The 19,538-nt window shown below is 69.3% G+C and carries 22 protein-coding genes; 8 read left to right on the forward strand and 14 right to left on the reverse strand.

Annotated elements, in window-relative coordinates:
• The first annotated feature begins 62 nt into the window (after positions 1–62).
• From AB3X08_RS05065 to AB3X08_RS05075, 3 genes are read left to right on the forward strand one after another with little or no spacing between them, the layout of a single operon-like run.
• Positions 63–431: a BlaI/MecI/CopY family transcriptional regulator gene (locus AB3X08_RS05065; RefSeq protein ID WP_185815421.1), complete on the forward strand. Its 369-nt coding sequence runs from the start codon at positions 63–65 to the stop codon at positions 429–431.
• A complete protein-coding gene (locus AB3X08_RS05070; RefSeq protein WP_369936683.1) occupies positions 421–1,956 on the forward strand; it encodes a TonB family protein in 1,536 nt (511 codons plus the stop codon). The genes AB3X08_RS05065 and AB3X08_RS05070 overlap by 11 nt, the downstream gene beginning before the upstream one ends.
• Before the next feature lie 2 nt (positions 1,957–1,958).
• The gene (locus AB3X08_RS05075; RefSeq protein WP_369938430.1) at positions 1,959–2,543 is read left to right on the forward strand and encodes a hypothetical protein; all 585 of its coding nucleotides are present in this window, start codon (positions 1,959–1,961) and stop codon (positions 2,541–2,543) included.
• A 503-nt stretch (positions 2,544–3,046) separates the two neighbouring features.
• On the opposite strand, the gene AB3X08_RS05080 is transcribed toward AB3X08_RS05075, so the two are convergent.
• The 8 genes from AB3X08_RS05080 to AB3X08_RS05115 form a co-directional block, all read right to left on the reverse strand.
• Entirely contained in the window at positions 3,047–3,604 is a 558-nt protein-coding gene (locus AB3X08_RS05080; RefSeq protein ID WP_369936685.1) for a flavin reductase family protein, read from the reverse strand.
• 71 nt (positions 3,605–3,675) lie between these two features.
• On the reverse strand, positions 3,676–4,293 hold the full coding sequence (locus tag AB3X08_RS05085; protein WP_369936687.1) for a molybdenum ABC transporter ATP-binding protein: 618 nt from the start codon (positions 4,291–4,293) through the stop codon (positions 3,676–3,678).
• 85 nt (positions 4,294–4,378) lie between these two features.
• Positions 4,379–5,074, reverse strand: a complete 696-nt coding sequence (modB, locus tag AB3X08_RS05090; RefSeq protein ID WP_369936689.1) for a molybdate ABC transporter permease subunit — start codon at positions 5,072–5,074, stop codon at positions 4,379–4,381.
• A 10-nt stretch (positions 5,075–5,084) separates the two neighbouring features.
• A complete protein-coding gene (gene modA / locus AB3X08_RS05095) occupies positions 5,085–5,810 on the reverse strand; it encodes a molybdate ABC transporter substrate-binding protein (RefSeq protein ID WP_369938432.1) in 726 nt (241 codons plus the stop codon).
• A gap of 70 nt (positions 5,811–5,880) precedes the next feature.
• Positions 5,881–6,369 (reverse strand): hypothetical protein, encoded by a 489-nt coding sequence (locus AB3X08_RS05100; protein WP_369936690.1) that lies wholly within the window; start codon positions 6,367–6,369, stop codon positions 5,881–5,883.
• A gap of 18 nt (positions 6,370–6,387) precedes the next feature.
• On the reverse strand, positions 6,388–7,221 hold the full coding sequence (locus AB3X08_RS05105) for an MBL fold metallo-hydrolase (RefSeq protein ID WP_369936691.1): 834 nt from the start codon (positions 7,219–7,221) through the stop codon (positions 6,388–6,390).
• On the reverse strand, positions 7,218–7,568 hold the full coding sequence (locus AB3X08_RS05110) for a metalloregulator ArsR/SmtB family transcription factor (protein WP_369936693.1): 351 nt from the start codon (positions 7,566–7,568) through the stop codon (positions 7,218–7,220). Before AB3X08_RS05110 ends, AB3X08_RS05105 begins: the two co-directional genes overlap by 4 nt.
• 5 nt (positions 7,569–7,573) lie before the next feature.
• Positions 7,574–7,936, reverse strand: a complete 363-nt coding sequence (locus AB3X08_RS05115; RefSeq protein ID WP_369936695.1) for a rhodanese-like domain-containing protein — start codon at positions 7,934–7,936, stop codon at positions 7,574–7,576.
• Positions 7,937–8,072: 136 nt separating this feature from the next.
• Here AB3X08_RS05115 and AB3X08_RS05120 point away from each other — a divergent pair, with 136 nt between their 5' ends.
• From AB3X08_RS05120 to trxC, 4 genes are all read left to right on the forward strand, one after another.
• The gene (locus AB3X08_RS05120; protein WP_369936697.1) at positions 8,073–9,149 is read left to right on the forward strand and encodes an efflux RND transporter periplasmic adaptor subunit; all 1,077 of its coding nucleotides are present in this window, start codon (positions 8,073–8,075) and stop codon (positions 9,147–9,149) included.
• A 1-nt stretch (position 9,150) separates the two neighbouring features.
• On the forward strand, positions 9,151–12,369 hold the full coding sequence (locus AB3X08_RS05125) for an efflux RND transporter permease subunit (protein WP_369936698.1): 3,219 nt from the start codon (positions 9,151–9,153) through the stop codon (positions 12,367–12,369).
• An 84-nt stretch (positions 12,370–12,453) separates the two neighbouring features.
• Positions 12,454–12,933 (forward strand): OsmC family protein, encoded by a 480-nt coding sequence (locus AB3X08_RS05130; RefSeq protein WP_369936700.1) that lies wholly within the window; start codon positions 12,454–12,456, stop codon positions 12,931–12,933.
• A complete protein-coding gene (trxC, locus tag AB3X08_RS05135) occupies positions 12,930–13,367 on the forward strand; it encodes a thioredoxin TrxC (protein ID WP_369936701.1) in 438 nt (145 codons plus the stop codon). Before AB3X08_RS05130 ends, trxC begins: the two co-directional genes overlap by 4 nt.
• A gap of 59 nt (positions 13,368–13,426) precedes the next feature.
• Here the strand turns inward: trxC and AB3X08_RS05140 are convergent, their stop codons facing one another.
• From AB3X08_RS05140 to AB3X08_RS05155, 4 genes are all read right to left on the reverse strand, one after another.
• Complete coding sequence (locus AB3X08_RS05140; protein ID WP_369934106.1) at positions 13,427–14,398, reverse strand: IS110 family transposase; 972 nt, start codon at positions 14,396–14,398, stop codon at positions 13,427–13,429.
• A 361-nt stretch (positions 14,399–14,759) separates the two neighbouring features.
• On the reverse strand, positions 14,760–15,575 hold the full coding sequence (locus AB3X08_RS05145; RefSeq protein ID WP_369936703.1) for a S1/P1 nuclease: 816 nt from the start codon (positions 15,573–15,575) through the stop codon (positions 14,760–14,762).
• 103 nt (positions 15,576–15,678) lie between these two features.
• A complete protein-coding gene (locus AB3X08_RS05150) occupies positions 15,679–16,299 on the reverse strand; it encodes an OmpW/AlkL family protein (protein WP_369936705.1) in 621 nt (206 codons plus the stop codon).
• A 116-nt stretch (positions 16,300–16,415) separates the two neighbouring features.
• Positions 16,416–17,045 (reverse strand): OmpW/AlkL family protein, encoded by a 630-nt coding sequence (locus AB3X08_RS05155; protein WP_369936706.1) that lies wholly within the window; start codon positions 17,043–17,045, stop codon positions 16,416–16,418.
• Between the two features lie 169 nt (positions 17,046–17,214).
• On the opposite strand from AB3X08_RS05155, the gene gap reads away from it, so the two are divergent.
• A complete protein-coding gene (gene gap, locus AB3X08_RS05160) occupies positions 17,215–18,216 on the forward strand; it encodes a type I glyceraldehyde-3-phosphate dehydrogenase (RefSeq protein WP_184411928.1) in 1,002 nt (333 codons plus the stop codon).
• A gap of 89 nt (positions 18,217–18,305) precedes the next feature.
• Here gap and AB3X08_RS05165 read toward each other — a convergent pair whose 3' ends face one another.
• A complete protein-coding gene (locus tag AB3X08_RS05165; protein ID WP_369936707.1) occupies positions 18,306–18,764 on the reverse strand; it encodes a hypothetical protein in 459 nt (152 codons plus the stop codon).
• 50 nt (positions 18,765–18,814) lie between these two features.
• Positions 18,815–19,300, reverse strand: coding sequence for a hypothetical protein (locus tag AB3X08_RS05170; RefSeq protein ID WP_369936708.1), 486 nt, complete (start codon positions 19,298–19,300; stop codon positions 18,815–18,817).
• Positions 19,301–19,538: the final 238 nt, after the last annotated feature.

Raw genomic sequence — 19,538 nt, forward strand, 5'->3', positions numbered from 1 at the left:
AAAGCGCTTGACAATGGTTTCGATTACCCATGTAATCGGTAAAAATTACACGCGTAAACGATATGTCGATCAGTGATGCCGAAGCCGTGGTGATGGAGGTGCTGTGGAACCGAAGCCCGCTGGGCGCCGAAGAGGTGTTCGCGGCGCTGTCCGGGCATGGCGGCTGGGCCGAACCCACGGTCAAGACCTTGCTCAATCGGCTGCTCAACAAGGGCGCGATCCGCGCCGACAAACAGGGCCGCCGCTATCTGTACGCGCCGCTGCTGCAGCGCGAGCAGTGGGTGCAGCAACAGAGCGAAGGCCTGCTCGAACGCCTGTTCGGCGGCCGCGTCGCGCCGCTGGTGGCGCATTTCAGCGAACGCGGCAAGCTCAGCGACGCCGATATCGCCGAACTCAAACGACTGATCCAGGAGCTGGACGATGAGCGTTGAAACCTTCGTAGCGGGAATGTGGGCCACGGCGCTGTCGGGCAGCGCGGCGATCCTGTTGGTGCTGGCGCTGCGTGCGCCACTGCGGCGCGCGTTCGGTGCCGGCGTCGCCTACGCGGCATGGGGGATGGTGCCGTTGGCCATGCTCGCCGTGTTGCTGCCTGGCGATGTGCGTCCGGCGCTGCCGACGGTGTTGGCGATGCCGCAGGTCTGGGTGAGTGCGCCGCAGGAAGCGGCGGAGACCGCGGGTGCGCTGCCGATCGCGGGCAGCGGAGTCGCATTTTGGATGGTCGCGCTGTGGTTGCTGGGCGCAATGACGATGGCGGTCGTCCAGTGGTGGCAGCAACGGCGCTACCGGCGCAGCCTGGGGCGGCTGTCGCCCGGCGCCGATGGGGTGCTGTACGCGCAGCACGCCCTGCACGGCCCGCTGGTGCTCGGCGCCTGGCGCCCGCAGGTGGTGCTGCCGATGGATTTCGCGCAGCGCTATCCGTCTGCGCAGGCGCAACTGGTGCTGGCCCACGAGCGCATGCATATCGCCCGCGGCGATACCCGCCACAATCTGTTGCTGGCGGCCTTGCGCTGTGCGTACTGGTTCAACCCCTTGCTGCACTGGGCCGCGGCACGGTTCCGCTTCGACCAGGAGCTGGCCTGCGATGCGGCGGTGCTGGCGCGGCATCCGGCTTCGCGGCGCAGCTATGCCGAGGCGATGTTGCAGACCCAGCTGGACGCGATCGCGTTGCCGGTCGGCTGCCACTGGCAGGCCGGGCAGACGTTGCGGCAGCGGATCGGGATGTTGCAGCGGCCGGTCGTGAGCGGCTGGCGGCGGCGTGCGGGCATCGCCGTGGTGGCGATGGCGACGCTGTGCGGCGGTGGCGCGGCGTGGGCGTTGCAACCGCTGCCGGCGTCCGCGTTGGCGGGAAGCGGCATTGCGCCTGGGCTGGCGATTGCGCAAGCACCGGATGCAGGCGCGCGGCCGGGGGGCGCTTCCTCCGTGGGCGCGGCACCGGCCAGCGCTGAAACGCGCTCGCCAATGCTGCTCGCGTCGGCAGCCGATGCTGCGACCACATCCGAGAAGCGTGCGATCACACCGGCCAAACCGTTGGTCATGCCGCCACCGGCTTATCCGGCCGATGCACTGCGCGAGGGCGCCTCGGGAAAACTGACGCTGTTGGTCAGCGTGGACGCTACCGGTTCCGCCAGCGACGTGCAGTTGCGTGGCCGTGGCACCGGCAATGCCGCGCTGGACCAGGCGGCGATTGCCGCCGCCAGGCAATGGCGCTTCGTTCCGGCGCAGAAGCAGGGACGCGCCGTTGCATCGCGATTGGAGATACCGGTCACCTTCGAATCCGGGAGGGAGCCGGTGGATGCGCCACCAGGAGCCACCAATGCATCGGACTACCGCTGGTATCTGGTGGATACGACGTCGGACGATGCGCCTGAGCAGACCTGCGACATCGTCTCCGTCGATGGGCAAGGACCGAACCGACGCGTGTATTGCGGCATGTCCCTGAAGGCGGCCAAGCGATGAGCCTGCGCAGGATCTGCCTGGCCAGCGTGTGCCTGTACCTGGCCAGCTGCGCCAGCCAGCCGCAGCGCGAGCAGACCCAGCGGCTGGATTCCGTGGACCAGCACCTGCTGGCACCCCGGGGCGATGGCACTGAAGGCGGCGCCATCGCGGCCTACACGATGCAGCCGCAGCAGGTGTTCCGCATGCCGCAGCCGCTGGCCGCGGCCACGCCGCAACTGCCGGCCGATTCGCCGCGGCGCACGCTGGCGCCGACCACCGTGTGCATGCGTGTGGTGCTGTCCGCGCAAGGCGAGGTGCAGCGCAGCGAGCCCTTGCACGATCGCGAGGAATGCGAGGCCGGCGCGCTGGCGGACAACGCCGACCTGGTGCAGGCGGTACAGCGGGAGGTCGCGCACTGGCGTTTCGTGCCCGCGGCGATCTGCAGCTATGCCGATCCGGCGCAGCGGCCGGCCGTGGAGGGCCGCTGCGACGATGCCGTGTCGGTGGAAGAGGTGCCGGTGACGCTGGCCTACGCGTTCACCTTCGAGGTGCGCGAGGGCAAGGCCAGCGTGCAGGCCGGGCGCGTGGGCGCTCGTGGGGCGCGTTGAGTGGCAGGCGCGCGGGCTGCGGCGGGAGCACGCTGCGCGCATTGCCGTAGTTGTGCGAGCGGTGCCCTGGTTCCAGACACACCGGTTGCGGCATATGTGGTCGTGCGTCGCCAGTCGCGGCTGAAAGGCACCTCTAATAACCCCCAATAGCATGTCGATGCACGTGCGAGACGCCGACACGCCCAGCCTACAGGTTCCGGCATCGAGACGTTCGAGATGCCATGGAGTGCTAAGGCGCGCTGGCGATAGACTCAGTGGCGTTGCGGCCGCGTTTTTCATGGACGCCTTGGCATCACGGCCACGTCGTCCTCCTGTCGCGGCTGAAGCCGCTCCTACAAGAGCAGGGCGCGCATGTGTAGGAGCGGCTTCAGCCGCGACAGAAAAAGAAACACGCCATCGCACGCGCAGCCTGCAGCTTCAGGAATGGAGTTATTAGAGGTGCCCTGAAGCCGCTCCTGCATTGGGCTTCGTCCTGGCCGCATCAGGCCGTTGCCGTGCCGCGGTTACAGCATCTCCGGCTTGAACAGGCGTCGCCGCGAGACTTCCGCGCCGGACAGCATGAACTTGCCGTCGCCACGGTAGTGCAGGGTCTTGGGTCGTTTCGGCGATGTGGCGACATGCGCCTTGATCACCTCCCAGACGAACAGGTTGTGCCTGGCGATCTGGCGACCGTCGTGCAGGCGGCATTCGAAGCTCGCATAGCACTCGGCGATCGATGGCGCATCGACGTGCGTGCCGGCGACCGCGGTGAGGCCGAAGTGCGCGAACTTGTCGAGCTGCGCGCCGCTGCTGTTGCCGATGCCGACCACGGTATCGAGCAGGTCCGCAGTGGGCAGGTTGATCGTGCACTGCTTGCTGCGCCTGACCAGCTCGAAGCTGTGGTTGGCGCTGGAGATGCAGCAGGCGATCAGCGATGGCGAGAAGTCCAGCACCATGTGCCAGCCCATGGCCATGATGTCGCGCTGTCCTTTCCATGCCGAACCGACCAACACCACCGGGCCGGGTTCGAGGAACCGGCGCACCTGGTCGAGCGGAAAATCGTGCTTGCGGTAGCGGCGCATGGCGGCGGCCTCGCTTCGATTGCGATGGCGCACAGTCTGGCCACCGGCGGTGAACGCGGCGCCGGTGCGTGTTATTCCAGCCGATGGATCGCGTCGGCGATGCGTTCCACTTCCTCGGCCTGGTGGCTGACGTAGAGCATCGGCAGCCGCACTTCGTCGCGCACGCGCTGCAGGTACGGGATCAGCTCGCTGCGGCGTTGCGCGTCCAGCGCCGACAGCGGTTCGTCGAACAGTAGGATCGCCGGCTGCGACAGCAGCGCGCGGCCGATCGCCACGCGTTGCGCCTCGCCGCCGGACAGATTGCCGGGGCGCCGCGCCAGCAGCGGCGCGATGCCGAGCAGCTCCACCACCGCGTCGAAGCCGAAGCGCTCGGCCTGGCCGCGGCCGTGGCGGCCGTAGCCGAGGTTGCGGCGCACGTCCATGTGCGGGAACAGCCGCGCATCCTGGAACACGTAGCCGATGCGGCGCCGATGGGTGGGCACGTCGATGCCGGCGGCGCTGTCGTAGAGCACGCGCTCGTCGATGACGATGCGTCCGCGGCGCGGGCGCAGCACGCCGGCGATGGCGTTGAGCATGCTGGTCTTGCCGGCGCCGGAGGGGCCGACCAGCGCGACCACGCGCGCGGTTTCCTCGACCCGCAAGCGGCGCTGGAAGCGGCCGCGCTGCACTTCGATATCGATGCTCAGCATCGGCGCACGCTCGCATCGCGCAACGAATGCGCGGCGCCGTGGAGGCGCGCTGCGCACCGGCCGCGTGCAGCGCCGCTGCGCCGGCTCATGCATCCGCCTCCGGCCCGCGCTGGCGCCGCACCAGCCATTCGGACAGCAGCAGCGCGGCCAGCGAGATCGCCAATGCCACCGCCGCCAGCCGCCAGATCCCGGCTTCGCCGCCGGGCACCTGCAGCAGGCCGTAGATCGCCGACGACAGGGTCTGGGTTTCGCCGGGAATGTTCGACACGAAGGTGATGGTGGCGCCGAATTCGCCCAGCGCCTTGGCGAAGGCGAGCGCGGTGCCGGCGACCAGCCCCGGCCAGGCCAGCGGCAGGGTGATGCTGAAGAACACCCGCCATGGCCCGGCACCGAGCGTGGCCGCAGCCGCCTCCAGGCGCCGGTCGGTGGATTCCAGTGCCAGGCGGATCGCGCGCACCATCAGCGGAAATCCCATCACCGCGCTGGCCAATGCCGCGCCGGTCCAGCGGAAGGCGAACTGCACGCCCAGCTGTTCCAGCAGCCAGGCGCCGACCGGCCCCTGCGTGCCGAGCACGATCAACAGCGCATAGCCGGTGACCACCGGCGGCATCACCAGCGGCAGATGCAGCAATGCATCCAGCAACGCCTTGCCGGGGAAGCGGCGCCGCGCCAGCAGCCAGCCGCAGGCCACGCCGAACGGCAGGCTGCCCAGCGCCGCGACCAGCGCGACCTTGACGCTGAGCGCGATCGCGGTGAGCTCTTGCGGCGTGAATGCGAACAACGGCAACGACTCAGCGCGCGAGCGAGAAACCGCGGCGCTGGAAGATCGCCTGCGCCGGCGCGGTGCCCAGCCAGCGCACGAAGTCGGCCGCGGCCGGGTTCTTGCTCGCGCGCAGCGCCGCCACCGGATACACGATCGGCGCATGGCTGTCGGCCGGGAACACCGCCACCACCCGCACCTTCGGTTCGGCCTTGGCATCGGAGCCGTAGACGATGCCCAGCGGCGCCTCGCCGCGCGCGACCAGCATCAGCGCCGCGCGCACGCTTTCCGATTCGGCCAGGCGCGCCTGCACGCCGTCCCACTGGCCGAGCTTTTGCAGCGCGGCGCGCGCGTACTTGCCGGCCGGCACGCTGTTGGTCTGGCCGACCGCGAGGCGGCCCTGCGCACCGAGCGCGGCGGCGAGCGTGTCGGGTTTGCGCAGATCGACCTTGGCGGCGCTCGACACCGGCGCGACCAGCACCAGCGTGTTGCCGAGCAGGTTGTGGCGCTGCGCCGGATCGACGAGCTGGCGCTGCTGCAGATAGTCCATCCACTCCAGGTCGGCGGAGAAGAACACGTCCGCCGGCGCGCCTTGCTCCACCTGCCGCGCCAGCGCCGAACTGGCCGCGTACGACACCTGCACCGGCGTGCCGGTGGAGCGCTGGTAGGCGGCGGTGGCCTCGTCCAGGGATTCCTTCAGGCTGGCGGCGGCGAACACGGTCAGCGGCGCCTGCGCCCAGACCGGCGGCACGGCCATGGCGACGGCGAGCGAGAGCAGGCACAGCAGGCTACGTAGCGAACGGGACATGGCGGGGCTCCTTGGAAAATCAGGGGGTGACGACGGCGATCGACTGCACCTGGCGGACCCAACGCGCGGGCCGCTGGTCCTGCGGCACGATCAGGCGCAGCGGGCCGTCCCCGGCAGCGAGCGGCTTGCCGTCGCAGCGATCAACCAGCAGCACGCGGCGCGCGCCCAGCGTGGGGTCCAGTTCGGCCAGGGTGAACACGGCGACATAGCCGTCGCGCGCGCCGACCTCGACCCGCCGTTGCAGCTGCGCGCCGCGCAGCGGCTCGGTGGGCATCGCGCGCTGCGCCTGCAGCACGCTGCGCAGCGCCACGCCTTCGCACTCCAGCGCTTGGCCGTGCGCCTGGGCGCTGACCCGCTCGCGCGGCAAGGTGCCGAGCGTGGCGTCATCGAGCGCGAGACGCACTACGCCGGTGGCCGCTGCGGCAGCATCGGCGTCGGCGTGCGCGGCGTGCGCCGGCGGACACAGCAGCGCCAGGCCGAGAAGAGCGAAAAGGCGGGATTGGAGCATGCCCGCATCCTACCGTCTTCAGCGCGGCGCGGCGTGCAAGTCGTCGGTGCGGCCGGCCTGGATGTTGGCGCGGACCGACGGCTGCATCAGCCGCGGTTGCGCCAAGGTCGCGTCGCGCGCCTGCCGCAACGCGACGAACTCGGCTTCGCCGACGCCGTCGCGTACGTGGATGTTGTCGCGGCGCTGCGCGCCGATGCTGGTTTCGCAGGCGACCGCGCGGCCGCCTGCGCCGTAGTCGTGGCAGACGAATACGCGGGTGGATTCGGGCAGCGCGTAGAGCCTGTGGATCGAGCGGAACAGCGTGGCCGCATCGCCGCCGGGGAAATCGCAACGGGCCGTGCCGCTGTCGGGCATGAACAGCGAATCGCCGGGGAACACCGCATCGCCGATCAGGTAGGCGATGCTGTCGTCGGTATGCCCGGGCACCGCGATCACCTGCGCCTGCAGCCCGCCGATCGCGAAGCGCTCGCCATCGGCGAACAGGTGGTCGAAGCCGCAGCGCGTGTCGCCGGCATCCTCGGCCAGGCCGAACTGCGGCGCGAAGCGCGCGCGCACCGCGCGGATGCCGGCGCCGATCGCCAGCGTCGCCTGCGGCCAGCGCTGCTTGAACCACTGTGCGGCCGAAACATGGTCGGCGTGGGCGTGGGTTTCCAGGATCCAGCGCAGGTGCAGGCCGCGCGTGGACAGCAACTCGGCCAGGCCCTGCACCGGTGCGTCGCGCAGCGTGGCGGTGTCCGCATCGAAGTCCAGCACCGGATCGATCACTGCGGCGTCGTGGCCGTCTTCGACCAGATAGCTCCAGGTGCCGGAACCGGCGTGGTGGAAGGGGTGGACGTTGGGAATGTGGCTCATGGGCCTGCCTTGGCGGAAGAGGAAGGGCCGACGCTGCAGTAGATGCCGTGCAAGGTCTCGAGGATGCGCTGCGCCGGGCCGGGAACCAGCGAATAGTAGATGGTCTGCCCGTCGCGGCGGGTCTGCACCAGGCCGTCCTCGCGCAGCACCGCGAGATGTTGCGACAGCGCCGATTGGCTCAGGTCCAGGCGCGTGTTGAGCTCGCCCACCGATTGTTCGCGGTCCACCAGCAGGCACAGCAACAGCAGCCGCTTTTCGTTGCCGAGCGCCTTCAGCAGGCGCGCGGCCTCGCCGGCATGCGTGCGCATCGCCGCCGGGTCCATCGCCGGTTGCAGGCGCCGGGCCATCGGATTCAGAAGGCGACCGGCAGGCCGGCCGCGGTCCAGCCGAGGAAGCCGCCATTCAACGAGCGCACCGCGCTGTAGCCGAGTTGCTGCAGGCTCAGCGCGGCCAGCGTGGAGCGTCCGCCGCTGGCGCAGTACAGCAGGATCGGCTGGTCGCGCTTGGCCAGCGCCGGGTCGCTGTCGAGATGGAATTCGAGGATGCCGCGCGGAACGTTGATCGCGTTGGGCAGGTGGCCGACGGCGAACTCGCCGGGTTCGCGCACATCGATGATCCATTCGCCGGGCAGCGGTGTGGCGGCGGCGTCGGTCTCGACTTCGTGGATCTGCAGGCGCGCCCGGTCGACCAGGGCTTGTGCGGAGGTGTGGGGCATTGGGGGCTCCGGTGGATGAACGGCGCTCATAATATCAGTTGACTCTAATATAAGAAAATTCTAATTTATCTGGCAGCCAGCGACGCGTCGCTGGCATCGATCGGGTTCCGTCGAACCCTCGCCCTGGAGCCGCTGCGTGAAGCCGTTTGCCTTTTCGATCGCGCTGGCCGCGAGCCTGTCGCTCGCGGCGTGTCGCCATGAAGCCCCTTCGGCGGTTGTGCCGCCGCTGCCTGCGCTGCAGACCGACGTGGTGGGAGTGGCCGGCTCGCCGGCACGCGCCTGGGATGGCGTGGTCGCCGCGGTCGAGCACGCCGACCTGTCGGCGCAGACCGACGGACGCGTGCGCGAGGTAAGCGTGGACGTCAACGATCGCGTCGCCGCCGGCCAGGTGCTGCTGCGTCTGAGCGCCGTGGAGCAACGCGCCGGCGTGGACAGCGCGCAGGCGCAGCTGCGTTCGGCCACGGCCAGTGCCAACGAGGCCGAGGCCAGCTATCGCCGCTATGCCGCGTTGGCCGGCGCGCAGTACGTGTCCGGGGCGCAGCTGGATCAGGCGCGGGCCAGCCGCGATGCCGCGGTCGCGGCGCGCCAGTCCGCCGCTGCGCAATTGGCGCAGGCGCGGCAGCCGGCCGACTACACGGTGATCCGCGCGCCGTTCGCCGGCGTGGTCAGCGCGCGGCAGGTGCAGCCGGGGGAAGCGGTGGCGAGCGGCCAGGCGCTGCTGTCGCTGTACGCGCCTGGCGCGCAGCGCATCGACGTGCAGGTGCCGCAGTCCGCCGCCGCGGCGATCCGCGCCGCGCCGCATGCGCAGGTGCGGCTGGACGACGGGCGCGCGCTGACGGTGCCGCAGGTGCTGGTGTTCCCCACCGCCGATCCGAGCAGCCACAGTGTGACGGTGCGCGTGCCGTTGCCCGCGCTGCTGCCGGCGCCGGCACCGGGGACGACCGCCAAGGTGGCGTTCGCCGCCCGCGACGCTGGCGCCGAGGCGGCCACGCTGTGGATGCCGCGCGCGGCGTTGCTGCAGCGTGGCGAACTCAGCGCGGCCTATGTGCTCGCTGCCGGCACGCTGAGCCTGCGCCAGCTGCGCGTGGGCCGGCAGGAACCGCAGCGGGTCGAGGTGCTGGCCGGATTGCGCGCCGGCGAGCGCGTGGCGCGCGATCCGGTCGCCGCCGGGCAGGCGCTGGCCGCGCAGCGGCGCGCGCTGGCGGAGCGCTGAGATGGCGCCGCGCCTGGGTGTGTCCGGACGTCTGGCAGCGGCGTTCCAGGCCAATCCGCTGACCCCGTTGCTGGCACTGCTGGGCCTGCTGCTGGGCCTGGCCGCGTTGGCGATCACCCCGCGCGAGGAAGAGCCGCAGATCGACGTGACCATGGCCACCGTGTCGGTGGCCTTCGCCGGCGCCGAAGCGCGCGAAGTAGAGCAACTGCTGAGCACGCCGCTCGAGCAGAAACTGGCCGGGATCGAAGGGGTCAAGCACGTGACCTCGGTCAGTCGCCCGGGGCAGGCGCTGCTGACCGTCGAGTTCCAGGTCGGGGTGCCGCGCCAGGCGGCGCTGGTGCGCCTGTACAACCAGGTCTATTCGAACCTGGATGCCTTGCCGCAGGGCATGGGCGTGGGCACGCCGCTGATCAAGCCCAAGGGCATCGACGATGTGCCGGTGATGGCGGTGACCCTGTGGAGCGACGATCCGCAACGCAGCGCGCTGGCGCTGGGCGAGGTCGCGCATACGCTGGAAACCGAGCTCAAGCGCATCCCCGGCACGCGCGACATCTACAGCATCGGTGCGCCGCAACGGGTGCTGACGCTGACCCTGGATCCGGCGCGACTGGCCGCCTATGGGCTGACCGTGTCCGATCTGAGCCAGTCGCTGCAGGCGGCCAATGCGGTGCGCCAGCTCGGCGATCGCATCGGCGGCGGCCGCGCCGTGCCGGCCGCCGCCGGCACCTTCCTGGCCGATGCGGACACGGTGGCGGCGCTGGTGATCGGCGTGCACGACGGCCAGCCGCTGCATCTGCGCGACGTGGCGCAGGTGCGCGCCGGCGCCGACCTGCCGAGCCGCTATGTCTGGTACGGCGCACCGGCGGCCCGTGGCGGTCCGGCGCAGGGGCGCGCGCCGGCGGTGACCCTCGCCATCGCCAAGCAGCCCGGCAGCGATGCCGCCGCGCTCACCCGCGCCGTCGCCGCGCGCCTGCAGCAACTGCGCGGCGAGCTGGTCCCGCAAGGCGTGCACGTCGAGGTGACCCGCGACTACGGCGCCAGCGCCGACGCCAAGGCCGCCAAGTTGATCCACAAGCTGGTGTTCGCGACCGCCTCGGTGGTGCTGCTGGTGTTGTTCGCGCTGGGCTGGCGCGAGGCCGTCGTGGTCGGCAGCGCGGTGGTGCTGACCCTGGCGCTGACCCTGTTCGCGTCGTGGGCGATGGGCTTCACCCTCAACCGGGTCTCGCTGTTCGCGTTGATCTTTTCGATCGGCATCCTGGTCGACGACGCCATCGTGGTGGTGGAGAACATCCACCGGCACATGCGCGCCGGCGGCAAGACCCTGCGCGAGGCGATCCCGCCGGCGGTGGACGAGGTCGGCGGGCCGACCATCCTCGCCACCTTCACCGTGATCGCGGCGCTGATGCCGATGGCCTTCGTCAGCGGATTGATGGGGCCGTACATGCGGCCGATCCCGATCAACGCCTCGGTCGGCATGCTGCTGTCGCTGGCGATCGCGCTGATCGTGACCCCGTGGCTGTCGCTGAAACTGCTGGCGCGGCATGCGCCGGCGGCGACCGCTGCCGACAGCGCGACGGCGTCCGCATCGCCGCGCCTGCTGCGCTTCTTCTCGAGCCTGTTGCACCCTTTTCTCGCTCCAGAACGCGGCGCGCGGCGGCGCGGCTGGCTGTTCGCCGGCATCGCCGCGTTGCTGCTGCTGGCGGTGTCGCTGGTCGGCCTGCAATGGGTGGTGATGAAGATGCTGCCGTTCGACGACAAGTCCGAATTGCAGATCGTGGTCGATCTGCCCGAAGGCAGCACGCTGCAGGACACCGATGCGCTGCTGGCCGAGCTGGCCGGCGTACTCGACCGCACCCCGGACGTGCACGACTACCAGGGCTATGCCGGCACCTCGGCGCCGGTCAATTTCAACGGCCTGGTGCGCCAGTACGACCTGCGCAGCGGCAACAACGTCGGCGACCTGCAGGTGAACCTGGTCGACAAGCAGCTGCGCACGCGGCACAGCCACGCCATCGCGCGCGCACTGCGTCCCGCATTGGCGGCGATCGCGCGCCGCCATGGCGCGGCGCTGAAGGTGGTGGAAGTGCCGCCCGGTCCGCCGGTGCTGTCGCCGCTGGTCGCCGAGGTGTACGGTCCGGACTACGCGCGCAGCCGCCAGTTGGCGCTGGCCTTGGAGCGGCGCTTCCTGCGCACGCCGAACGTGGTCGATGTGGATACCAGCGTAGAAAGCGCCGCCACGCGCGAGGTGATCGTGGTCGATCGGGTGCGTGCGGCACGGCTGGGCGTCAGCCAATCGGCGATCGCCGATGCGCTGGCCGTTTCCGTGCAAGGCGTGGATGCGACCTGGCTGCACGATGGCGCTTCCAAGTACCCGCAACCGGTGCGGCTGCGCCTGTCCGCGGCCGACCAGGCCGGGGTCGCGCGCATGCTGGCGCTGCACGTGCGCGGCGGCGATGGCCAGTTGGTGCCGTTGTCGGAGCTGGTCGCAATGCAGCGGCTGCCCTGGGATGGTGCGATCTCGCACAAGGATCTGCGGCCGGTGGTGTACGTCACCGGCGACGAGGCCGGGCGCCTGGACAGCCCGCTGTACGGCATGTTCGACCTGGTCGGGCAACTGCGCCGGCAGCGCGGCGGCGGGCAGGCTGTGGCGCAGTCTTTCATCGCGCAACCCCTCGACAGCGGCGACTTCGCGGTGAAGTGGGACGGCGAGTGGCAGATCACCTACGAGACCTTCCGCGACATGGGCATCGCCTACGCGGTCGGCCTGCTGCTGATCTATCTGCTGGTGGTGGCGCAGTTCCGCAGCTATCTGGTGCCGCTGGTGATCATGGCGCCGATCCCGCTGACGGTGATCGGCGTGCTGCCGGGGCATGCGCTGCTCGGCGCGCAGTTCACCGCCACCAGCATGATCGGCATGATCGCGCTGGCCGGCATAATCGTGCGCAACTCGATCCTGCTGGTGGACTTCATCCGCCAGGCGCTGGCGCAGGGCCGCAGCGCCGAGCAGGCGGTGGTGGACGCCTGCGCGGTACGCGCGCCGCCGATCGTGCTGACCGGGCTGGCGGCGATGCTGGGCGCCTTCTTCATCCTCGACGATCCGATCTTCAACGGCCTGGCGGTGTCGCTGATCTTCGGCATCCTGATCAGCACCGCGCTGACCCTGCTGGTGATCCCGCTGTTGTACTACCCGCTGGCGCGGCGCGCCGCCACGCCGGCGTGAGCGCAATGCGCATGCGCGTCCACGCCGTCTTTGCGCCGCCGGCGTAGAGTCGGGATTCCCATTTGCGGCCTGCTGGAGACCTGCATGAGCATCGGCGATCCGATCCGCGTCACCCTCGAACAGGAGGCCGATTTCGCGTTCCGCATCCAGTTCGACGAAACCGAGCTGGCGCCGTGGCTGGGCGACGAGACCGCGCCGCTGGGCCACGAGCGCGGCCCGAACCCGTCGCGCATCCTGTTGGCCAGCATCGCCAACTGCCTGGCGGCGAGCCTGCTGTTCGCGCTGCGCAAGTTCAAGAACGATCCGGTCGGCGTGGTCGCGCACATCACCGCCACACCGATGCGCAACGCGGACGGGTTCTGGCGCATTCCGCAGGCATCGGTGGAGCTGCAGTTGCCCGACGGCAACCAGGACTACGCGCAGCTGCAGCGCGTCCTCGATCAGTTCGAACAGTTCTGCGTGGTCACCCAGAGCGTGCGCCAGGGCATCGACGTGCAGGTCACGGTGAAGGACGCACACGGCAACATCCTGCTCGGCGACAAGAGCATCGAGGCTGGCGCGTGAGCGATCCGCTGCATATCGCCTGCCCGCACTGCCAGGCGCTGAACCGGGTGCCGGGCGAACGCCTGGCGGCGGCACCGCAATGCGGGCGTTGCCATCGCGCGCTGTTCGTCGGCGTACCGGTCGCCCTGACCGCGGACACCTTCGCCGCGCATGCCGAGCGCAGCGACATTCCGCTGTTGGTGGATTTCTGGGCGCCGTGGTGCGGCCCATGCCGCACCATGGCGCCGCAGTTCGAGGCCGCCGCCGCGCAGCTGGAGCCGCGCATGCGCCTGGGCAAGCTGGATACCGAAGCGCAGCCGGCGCTGGCGGCGCGGTTCGGCATCCGCAGCATTCCGACCCTGGCGCTGCTGCGGCATGGCCGCGAGCTGGCGCGGCACAGCGGTGCGATCGGTGCTGCCGACATCGTGCGCTGGGCACGGGCGAACGCGGGTTAGCGTCGTTTCCGCGGGCTAACGCAATCCCGCCCCGAACCCTGTAGATACCGTCTTCCGGCCTAACAGGCAATGGCCTTTTGAGGATCGAAGGGTGTGCGTGATTTGAGCACGCCATAGGCGATGTGCAGTAGCTTGCGCATGGCGGCGCAGATGATCTGCTTGTTGGCCTTGCCGCGTTGTCGCATGCGCTGCTTCAGCGCACGGACGACCGGATTGTGGGTCATGGCGACCAAGGCCGGCAGGAACAGGCCAGCACGCAGGCGCGAGGAGCCAGTGCGGGAGATGCAGACCTGCCCCTGGCGCTTGCCGGACTCTTGCAGGCGTGGGTTGAGCCCGGCAAAGGCGGTCACCGCCGAAGCGCGGGCGAAGCGGTCCACGTTGCCAAGTTCGGCCAGCATCAAGGCCGCGCTGGTGTCGGCGATTCCGTCGATGCTCACCAGCAACTCGCGCTGCCCGCGCAAGGTGGGATCCTGGTCGATATGATCGTCGATGGCGCGTTCGATCTGCGCGATGCGCGCCTGCAACTGGCCGATGTTCTCCAGGATCGAGTCGCGCACCACCAGTGTAGCCACGTCCAGGCGGTTGCGCTCCATCTGCAGCATCTGCAGCAGGTCGTCCCGACGCCGCACCAGCGCCTTGAGCTGCTTGAGCGCCGGCGGATCGGGCTGCCAGCGCCGCAGCGACTCCCGGTGACGCAGGCCATAGCTGGCGATCAGCTTGGCATCGCTGCGGTCGGTCTTGACCCGGGTCAGCTGGCTGCGCGCATACAGCGCCATCTGCGCCGGGTTGAGCACGCACACGCGATAGCCCTCCCCATGGACAAACTCGGCCAGCGCCTCGTGATAGGTGCCGGTGGCTTCCATGACGATCCAGCTATCCGGCTGCGCATGGGTCCGCAACCACGCATGCAGGGCGTGGAAGCCCTTCGGATCGTTGGGTAGCTTGGCCTTGGTGCGGTACTTGCCGTTGGCCAGGTCGATGGCCAGGTCGAAACTGCGTTTGGCGACGTCGATGCCGACGACTGGGGACATGAGAATTCCTCCGTCGGATGGGGATCACGATCATCGCTGCGCCCGGTCCTGCCTTGTGGATGCGAGTTCACGCCGAGGGCGGACTCTGGATACCGTTCGGACACCGTGGGCCAGCATGTGGAGGGCGGGAGCCGATCTACAGCACAAGCTCGAAGCTTCAGGAGCGACTGGACTTCCCGCACCTCCTCCGATGATCAGTCGGAAGACATAACGTCCTAACGGCGTCATGTCCAGATACAAGGAGCGGCTTCAGCCGCGACACGCCTTACCGATAGATTCTGTCGCGGCTGAAGCCGCTCCTACAAGAGAGACGCATCCCGCCGACCCGGCAACGGATACGTAAGTCGCGCGGTCGTCGCGACTATTTCCCCAGCGCCGCGTTCAGCGTCGCCGCCAGATCCGCGCCGGCCTGGCGCAGCTGCGCTTCGGCCACCGGGCGCCAGGTCGCCACGTAGTCCGCCGGCAGTTTGGCGCCGGGCGGATAGAAGCCCGGGCGCAGCATGATCTTGCACGAGGCTTCGGCCCAGGCCGCGGCCGGCGGCGGCAGCGCGCTGCCGGCAGGCGAGGGGGGCGGCAGCGGTTGCGCCTGCAATTGCGCCAGGTAGTGCGCCTCGTCCAGGCCGCGGCTGCGCAGCAGGCCGCTGTCCCACAGCGAGTGCAGGTTGCTGCCCTTGCCCTCGAACTGGATCTGGAACGTGTTGGCGCCCTTGTCGTGGGCATAGCCGGCGTGCAGCGGCTGCTGGATGTCGCCGGCGAAATGCACCACGAACTTCAACGCCTGCGCGCGTGCCGCCTGCGGCTGGCGACGGTCGGCGAGGATCGCGGCCTGGCGGCGCAGCGCCTCGACCACGCAATTGCCGTCTGGGCAATCGCGGGTTTCCTCGTAGTGGCACTGTTCTTCGCCGATGTTGACGTAGTGCCAGGGGCCGCTGCGCTTGCCCAGGTCCGGGTCGCTTTCGCGCAATCGGTCGGCCCAGTTGGCGACGCCGGCCAGGGTCGGCTCGGGTTCGCCCTGCAGCAGTTGCTGCACCTGCGCGCGGGCTTGCGGAGTGAGTTGGGAATCGGCGAGATCGGCGACCAGGCGATGGCCCAGCGGGCCCCAGGCGAAGGCGGCGGACGGCGCGGCGGCCAGCGCCGCGGCGAGCGCGGCGGAAACGAACAGAGCGGATTTTTTCATGCGCGGATTCTAGCCGGCGCCGATGACGTTGCCATGGCCGCGTCATCGTGCCGTTGCGCAACCGCTAAGCCTCGTCCGTGCGGACGGGTGCGGACCCTGTGGATCAGAAATACAGCAGGTAGGCCAGGCCGTAGGTGATGGGATCGAGCTTGGCCTTGCCGAGCGTGCCGCTGTCCACTTCGACGTCGCTGCGCATGCTGGTCCAGCGCGCGTCCACGCGCAGCGCGCCGCGCTCGCCAATGGCGAAGTCCACACCGGTATGCACGGCCGGGCCGACGCTGTCCTTGAACTTGACGTCGTCGCTGGAGAACGCACCCTTGCCGTCGGCGCCCAGGAAGGTGGTGTAGTTGAGGCCCACGCCGACGAACGGGGAGATGTCGCCGTTGCCGTTGAAGTGGTATTGCAGCGAGACCGTCGGCGACAGCGCCCAGGCGCTGCCGATGTCGCCGCCCTGTTCCAAGCCGATCTTCTGCTGCCCGACCAGGGTCTGGATCTCCACGCCGAGATTGCCGCGGAAGAAGTATTCGTAGCTGAACGAGAGCGCCGGCGCGGTGTCGGCGCTGAAGCGCTGGTCGCTGCCGCTCAGGTTGCCGTTCGACGAGCCGGGCACCATGCCGTGGATGCCGTAGCTGGTGGTGAAGTGGCCGGCCGACTGCGCCGCGGCGGGCAGGGCGATGGCGGCAAGGGCGGCGACGGCGAGACGGCGGAACAGGCGTGGCTTCATTGGGGACCCCGGTGACGGCGAATGGGCGGATGCGAATCCCAGTGTCGGCCCGGCGGCGACCGATCCACATCCTTGTGGAGCGTAGTCTGCCAGAGAAGCGCGGCGGCTGTGCGGCCTCAGAACTTCATCACGTAGGCCAGGCCGTAGACCAGCGGATCGATGTTGGCGGTGCCCATGTTGGTGCCGTTGACCTTGACCTTCGTGTCAATGTCGGCCCAGCGCAGGTCCACCCGCAGCGCGGACTTGTCGGTGAGCGCGAAGTCCACGCCCGCGTGCGCGGCCAGGCCCCAGGAATCCTCCAGCTTGAGCTTGGTGCCGGCCAGTGCGCCGGTGGTGTCCTCGCTGAAGAAGGTGGTGTAGTTGATGCCGGCGCCGACGAACGGGGAGACCTTGCCGGCGCTGTTGAAGTGGTACTGCAGCGAGACCACCGGCGGCAGCTGCTTGGTGCTGCCGACCTTGCCGACGCCCTTGACGTCGATGTCGTGCTTGAACGGCAGCGCGGCCAGCACCTCGATGCCCAGGTCCTGGTGCACGAAGTATTCGAAGGTGACGGTGGGCTTGATGTCGCTGCCAATGCTCAGCGGCAGGGTGCCGCCGGCCAGCTTGCCGTTGTCGGACTTCGGGTTGACCTGGTGGGCGCCGATGCCCACGGTCCAGTCGCCCTGCGACTGTGCCAGCGCCGGCAGGGCGCACAGCGAAAGGGCCATGGCCAGGCCGGACAGCAGGAGGGGGGAGGTCTTGCGCATGATGGGCGTCTCGTTTGGGTGTGGGCGCAGTGTCCTACCCATGCCGCGGCGCCGCCTTGATCCTGATCAAACGCGTTCAATGCGCGTGCCGGGCGCGATGCGGCCGGCCTGATAGAATGTTCGCCCCCTTCCATCCGCCGCGTCTGGCGCGGCCGCAGGAGCTACTGAAATGGCAATCAAGGTTGGCATCAACGGTTTCGGTCGCATCGGACGCAATGTGCTGCGCTCGGCGGTACAGAATTTCGGCAGCGACATCGAGATCGTCGCCATCAACGACCTGCTCGAGCCCGACTACCTGGCGTACATGCTGCAGTACGACTCGGTGCACGGCCGTTTCGACGGCGAAGTGTCGGTCGACGGCAATCACCTGGTGGTCAACGGCAAGAAGATCCGCCTGACCCAGGAACGCGATCCGGCGGCGCTGAAGTGGGATGAGGTCGGCGCCGAGGTGGTGATCGAATCCACCGGCCTGTTCCTGACCAAGGACACCGCGCAGAAGCACATCGACGCCGGCGCCAAGAAGGTGATCCTGTCGGCCCCGTCCAAGGACGACACGCCGATGTTCGTGTACGGCGTCAACCACGCCACCTATGCCGGCCAGGCGATCGTCTCCAACGCCAGCTGCACCACCAACTGCCTGGCGCCGCTGGCCAAGGTGATCAACGACAAGTGGGGCATCAAGCGCGGCCTGATGACCACCGTGCACGCCGCCACCGCCACCCAGAAGACCGTGGACGGCCCCAGCAACAAGGACTGGCGCGGTGGCCGCGGCATCCTGGAGAACATCATTCCGTCCAGCACCGGTGCGGCCAAGGCGGTGGGCGTGGTGATTCCGGAGTTGAACAAGAAGCTGACCGGCATGAGCTTCCGCGTGCCGACCTCGGACGTGTCGGTGGTCGACCTCACCGTGGAGCTGGACAAGCCCGCTACCTACGCCGAGATCTGCGCCGAAGTGAAGGCGCAGAGCGAAGGCGCGCTAAAGGGCATCCTCGGCTACACCGAGGACAAGGTGGTGGCCACCGACTTCCGCGGCGACGCGCGCACCTCGATCTTCGACGCCGACGCCGGTATCGCCCTGGACAGCACCTTCGTCAAGCTGGTGTCCTGGTACGACAACGAGTGGGGCTATTCCAACAAGTGCCTGGAAATGGTCAAGGTGGTGGCGAAGTAAGCCGCCACGCCGCCCACAAAAAAAGCGCCTTCGGGCGCTTTTTTTGTGCGTGCCGGGCGGCGCCGGCGCAATGGCCGCGCCGGTGCAGCTCACTCGGCCTCGATGCGCATGTCCTCGCCGCTGCCGGTCACCTTGACCCGGCTGCCGACCGCCAGCCCGGCCACGTCGGCGCTGGGCTTGGACACCACCGTCTGCGACTTGTTGTCGAAGCGGATCTTCACCATGTAGTGCGCGGCCGGGCCGTTGCCGGCGATCTTGGCGCCCACGGTTTCGCCGGCGGCGGCGCCGGCGGCCTGCCCGGTGCCGACACCCACCGCGCTCTTGCTCTTCAGACCGAGGAAGCCGCCGGCCAGGCCGCCGAGGTTGGCGGCGGCATTTTTGATGGTCTTGGTCCGCTCGGGCACGTCGGTGTTCTTGTTCTCGATCGGCTCCAGCGCCACGATCTCGCCGTGGCGCGGACCTGCGGCCAGCGCCGGGGCGCTCAGCGCCAGCAGCGTCAATGCGATCGCCGACCAGGCGACACGGGCGAGTGAATTCTTTGCGCTCATCGGATGTTCCCCTGTGTGTACGAATCGAAAGCCGGCACCACGCGCGGCGACTATTTCTTCTTCTTCGGCCGGCCCCAGCTGCGGATATACGGCTGGCACTTGCTGCCGGCGAAATCGTAGCGGGTGATGATGCCTTCGGCATCGGCGACGAAGGTGATCTCGCAGTGGTGCTCGGCCGGCACGAAGGTGGTCTGGCTGCGCTGGTTCTGCTCGAAGATCGGCGTGGGCGCCACGCCGTTGCCGCCGGGGGCCATGCCGATCACCCCGCCCTGCTCGGTCCAGTAGTCGGTGCGGTAGTGCGCCTCGGTGCCGAAGTTGTAGGTGTAGGCGGTTTCGTGGGTCTCGGTGTTTTCCGAGGTGTACAGGCCGCGGTCCACCGGCCACTGCAGCATCAGCTCGGCGGCGTCGTGGCCGAGCCAGCTGCGGGCGATGTCTTCGGGGCTGCCGAACATGTCGGCCGAGGCCAGCGGCGCGCTCCCCAGCAGTGCCAGGGCGCACAGCGCGGGCAGGACACGGGGGCGACGGTAAGTGGGCATTACGGCACGTCCTTGCGGTGGGGCGGTGGCGCCGGATCCATTGGCTGCGCCTGGAATGCGCATCACGCTGGCGCGATTTTTAGCATGCCCGGCCGGTGCCGGCAAGCGGCGATGGCGGCGCCGCGCAGGCGTGGACATCGGCGCCGACGCATGCACTAATGCGCCGCTGGCCAGCGGATGTTCCCGCGCTGGCACGACAGACGTTGGACAGGGGGCACTCAATGGAAGCAAGGAGCGA

This window comes from Xanthomonas sp. DAR 34887, from assembly GCF_041245805.1.
In the GTDB taxonomy this organism is placed as follows: domain Bacteria; phylum Pseudomonadota; class Gammaproteobacteria; order Xanthomonadales; family Xanthomonadaceae; genus Xanthomonas_A; species Xanthomonas_A tesorieronis.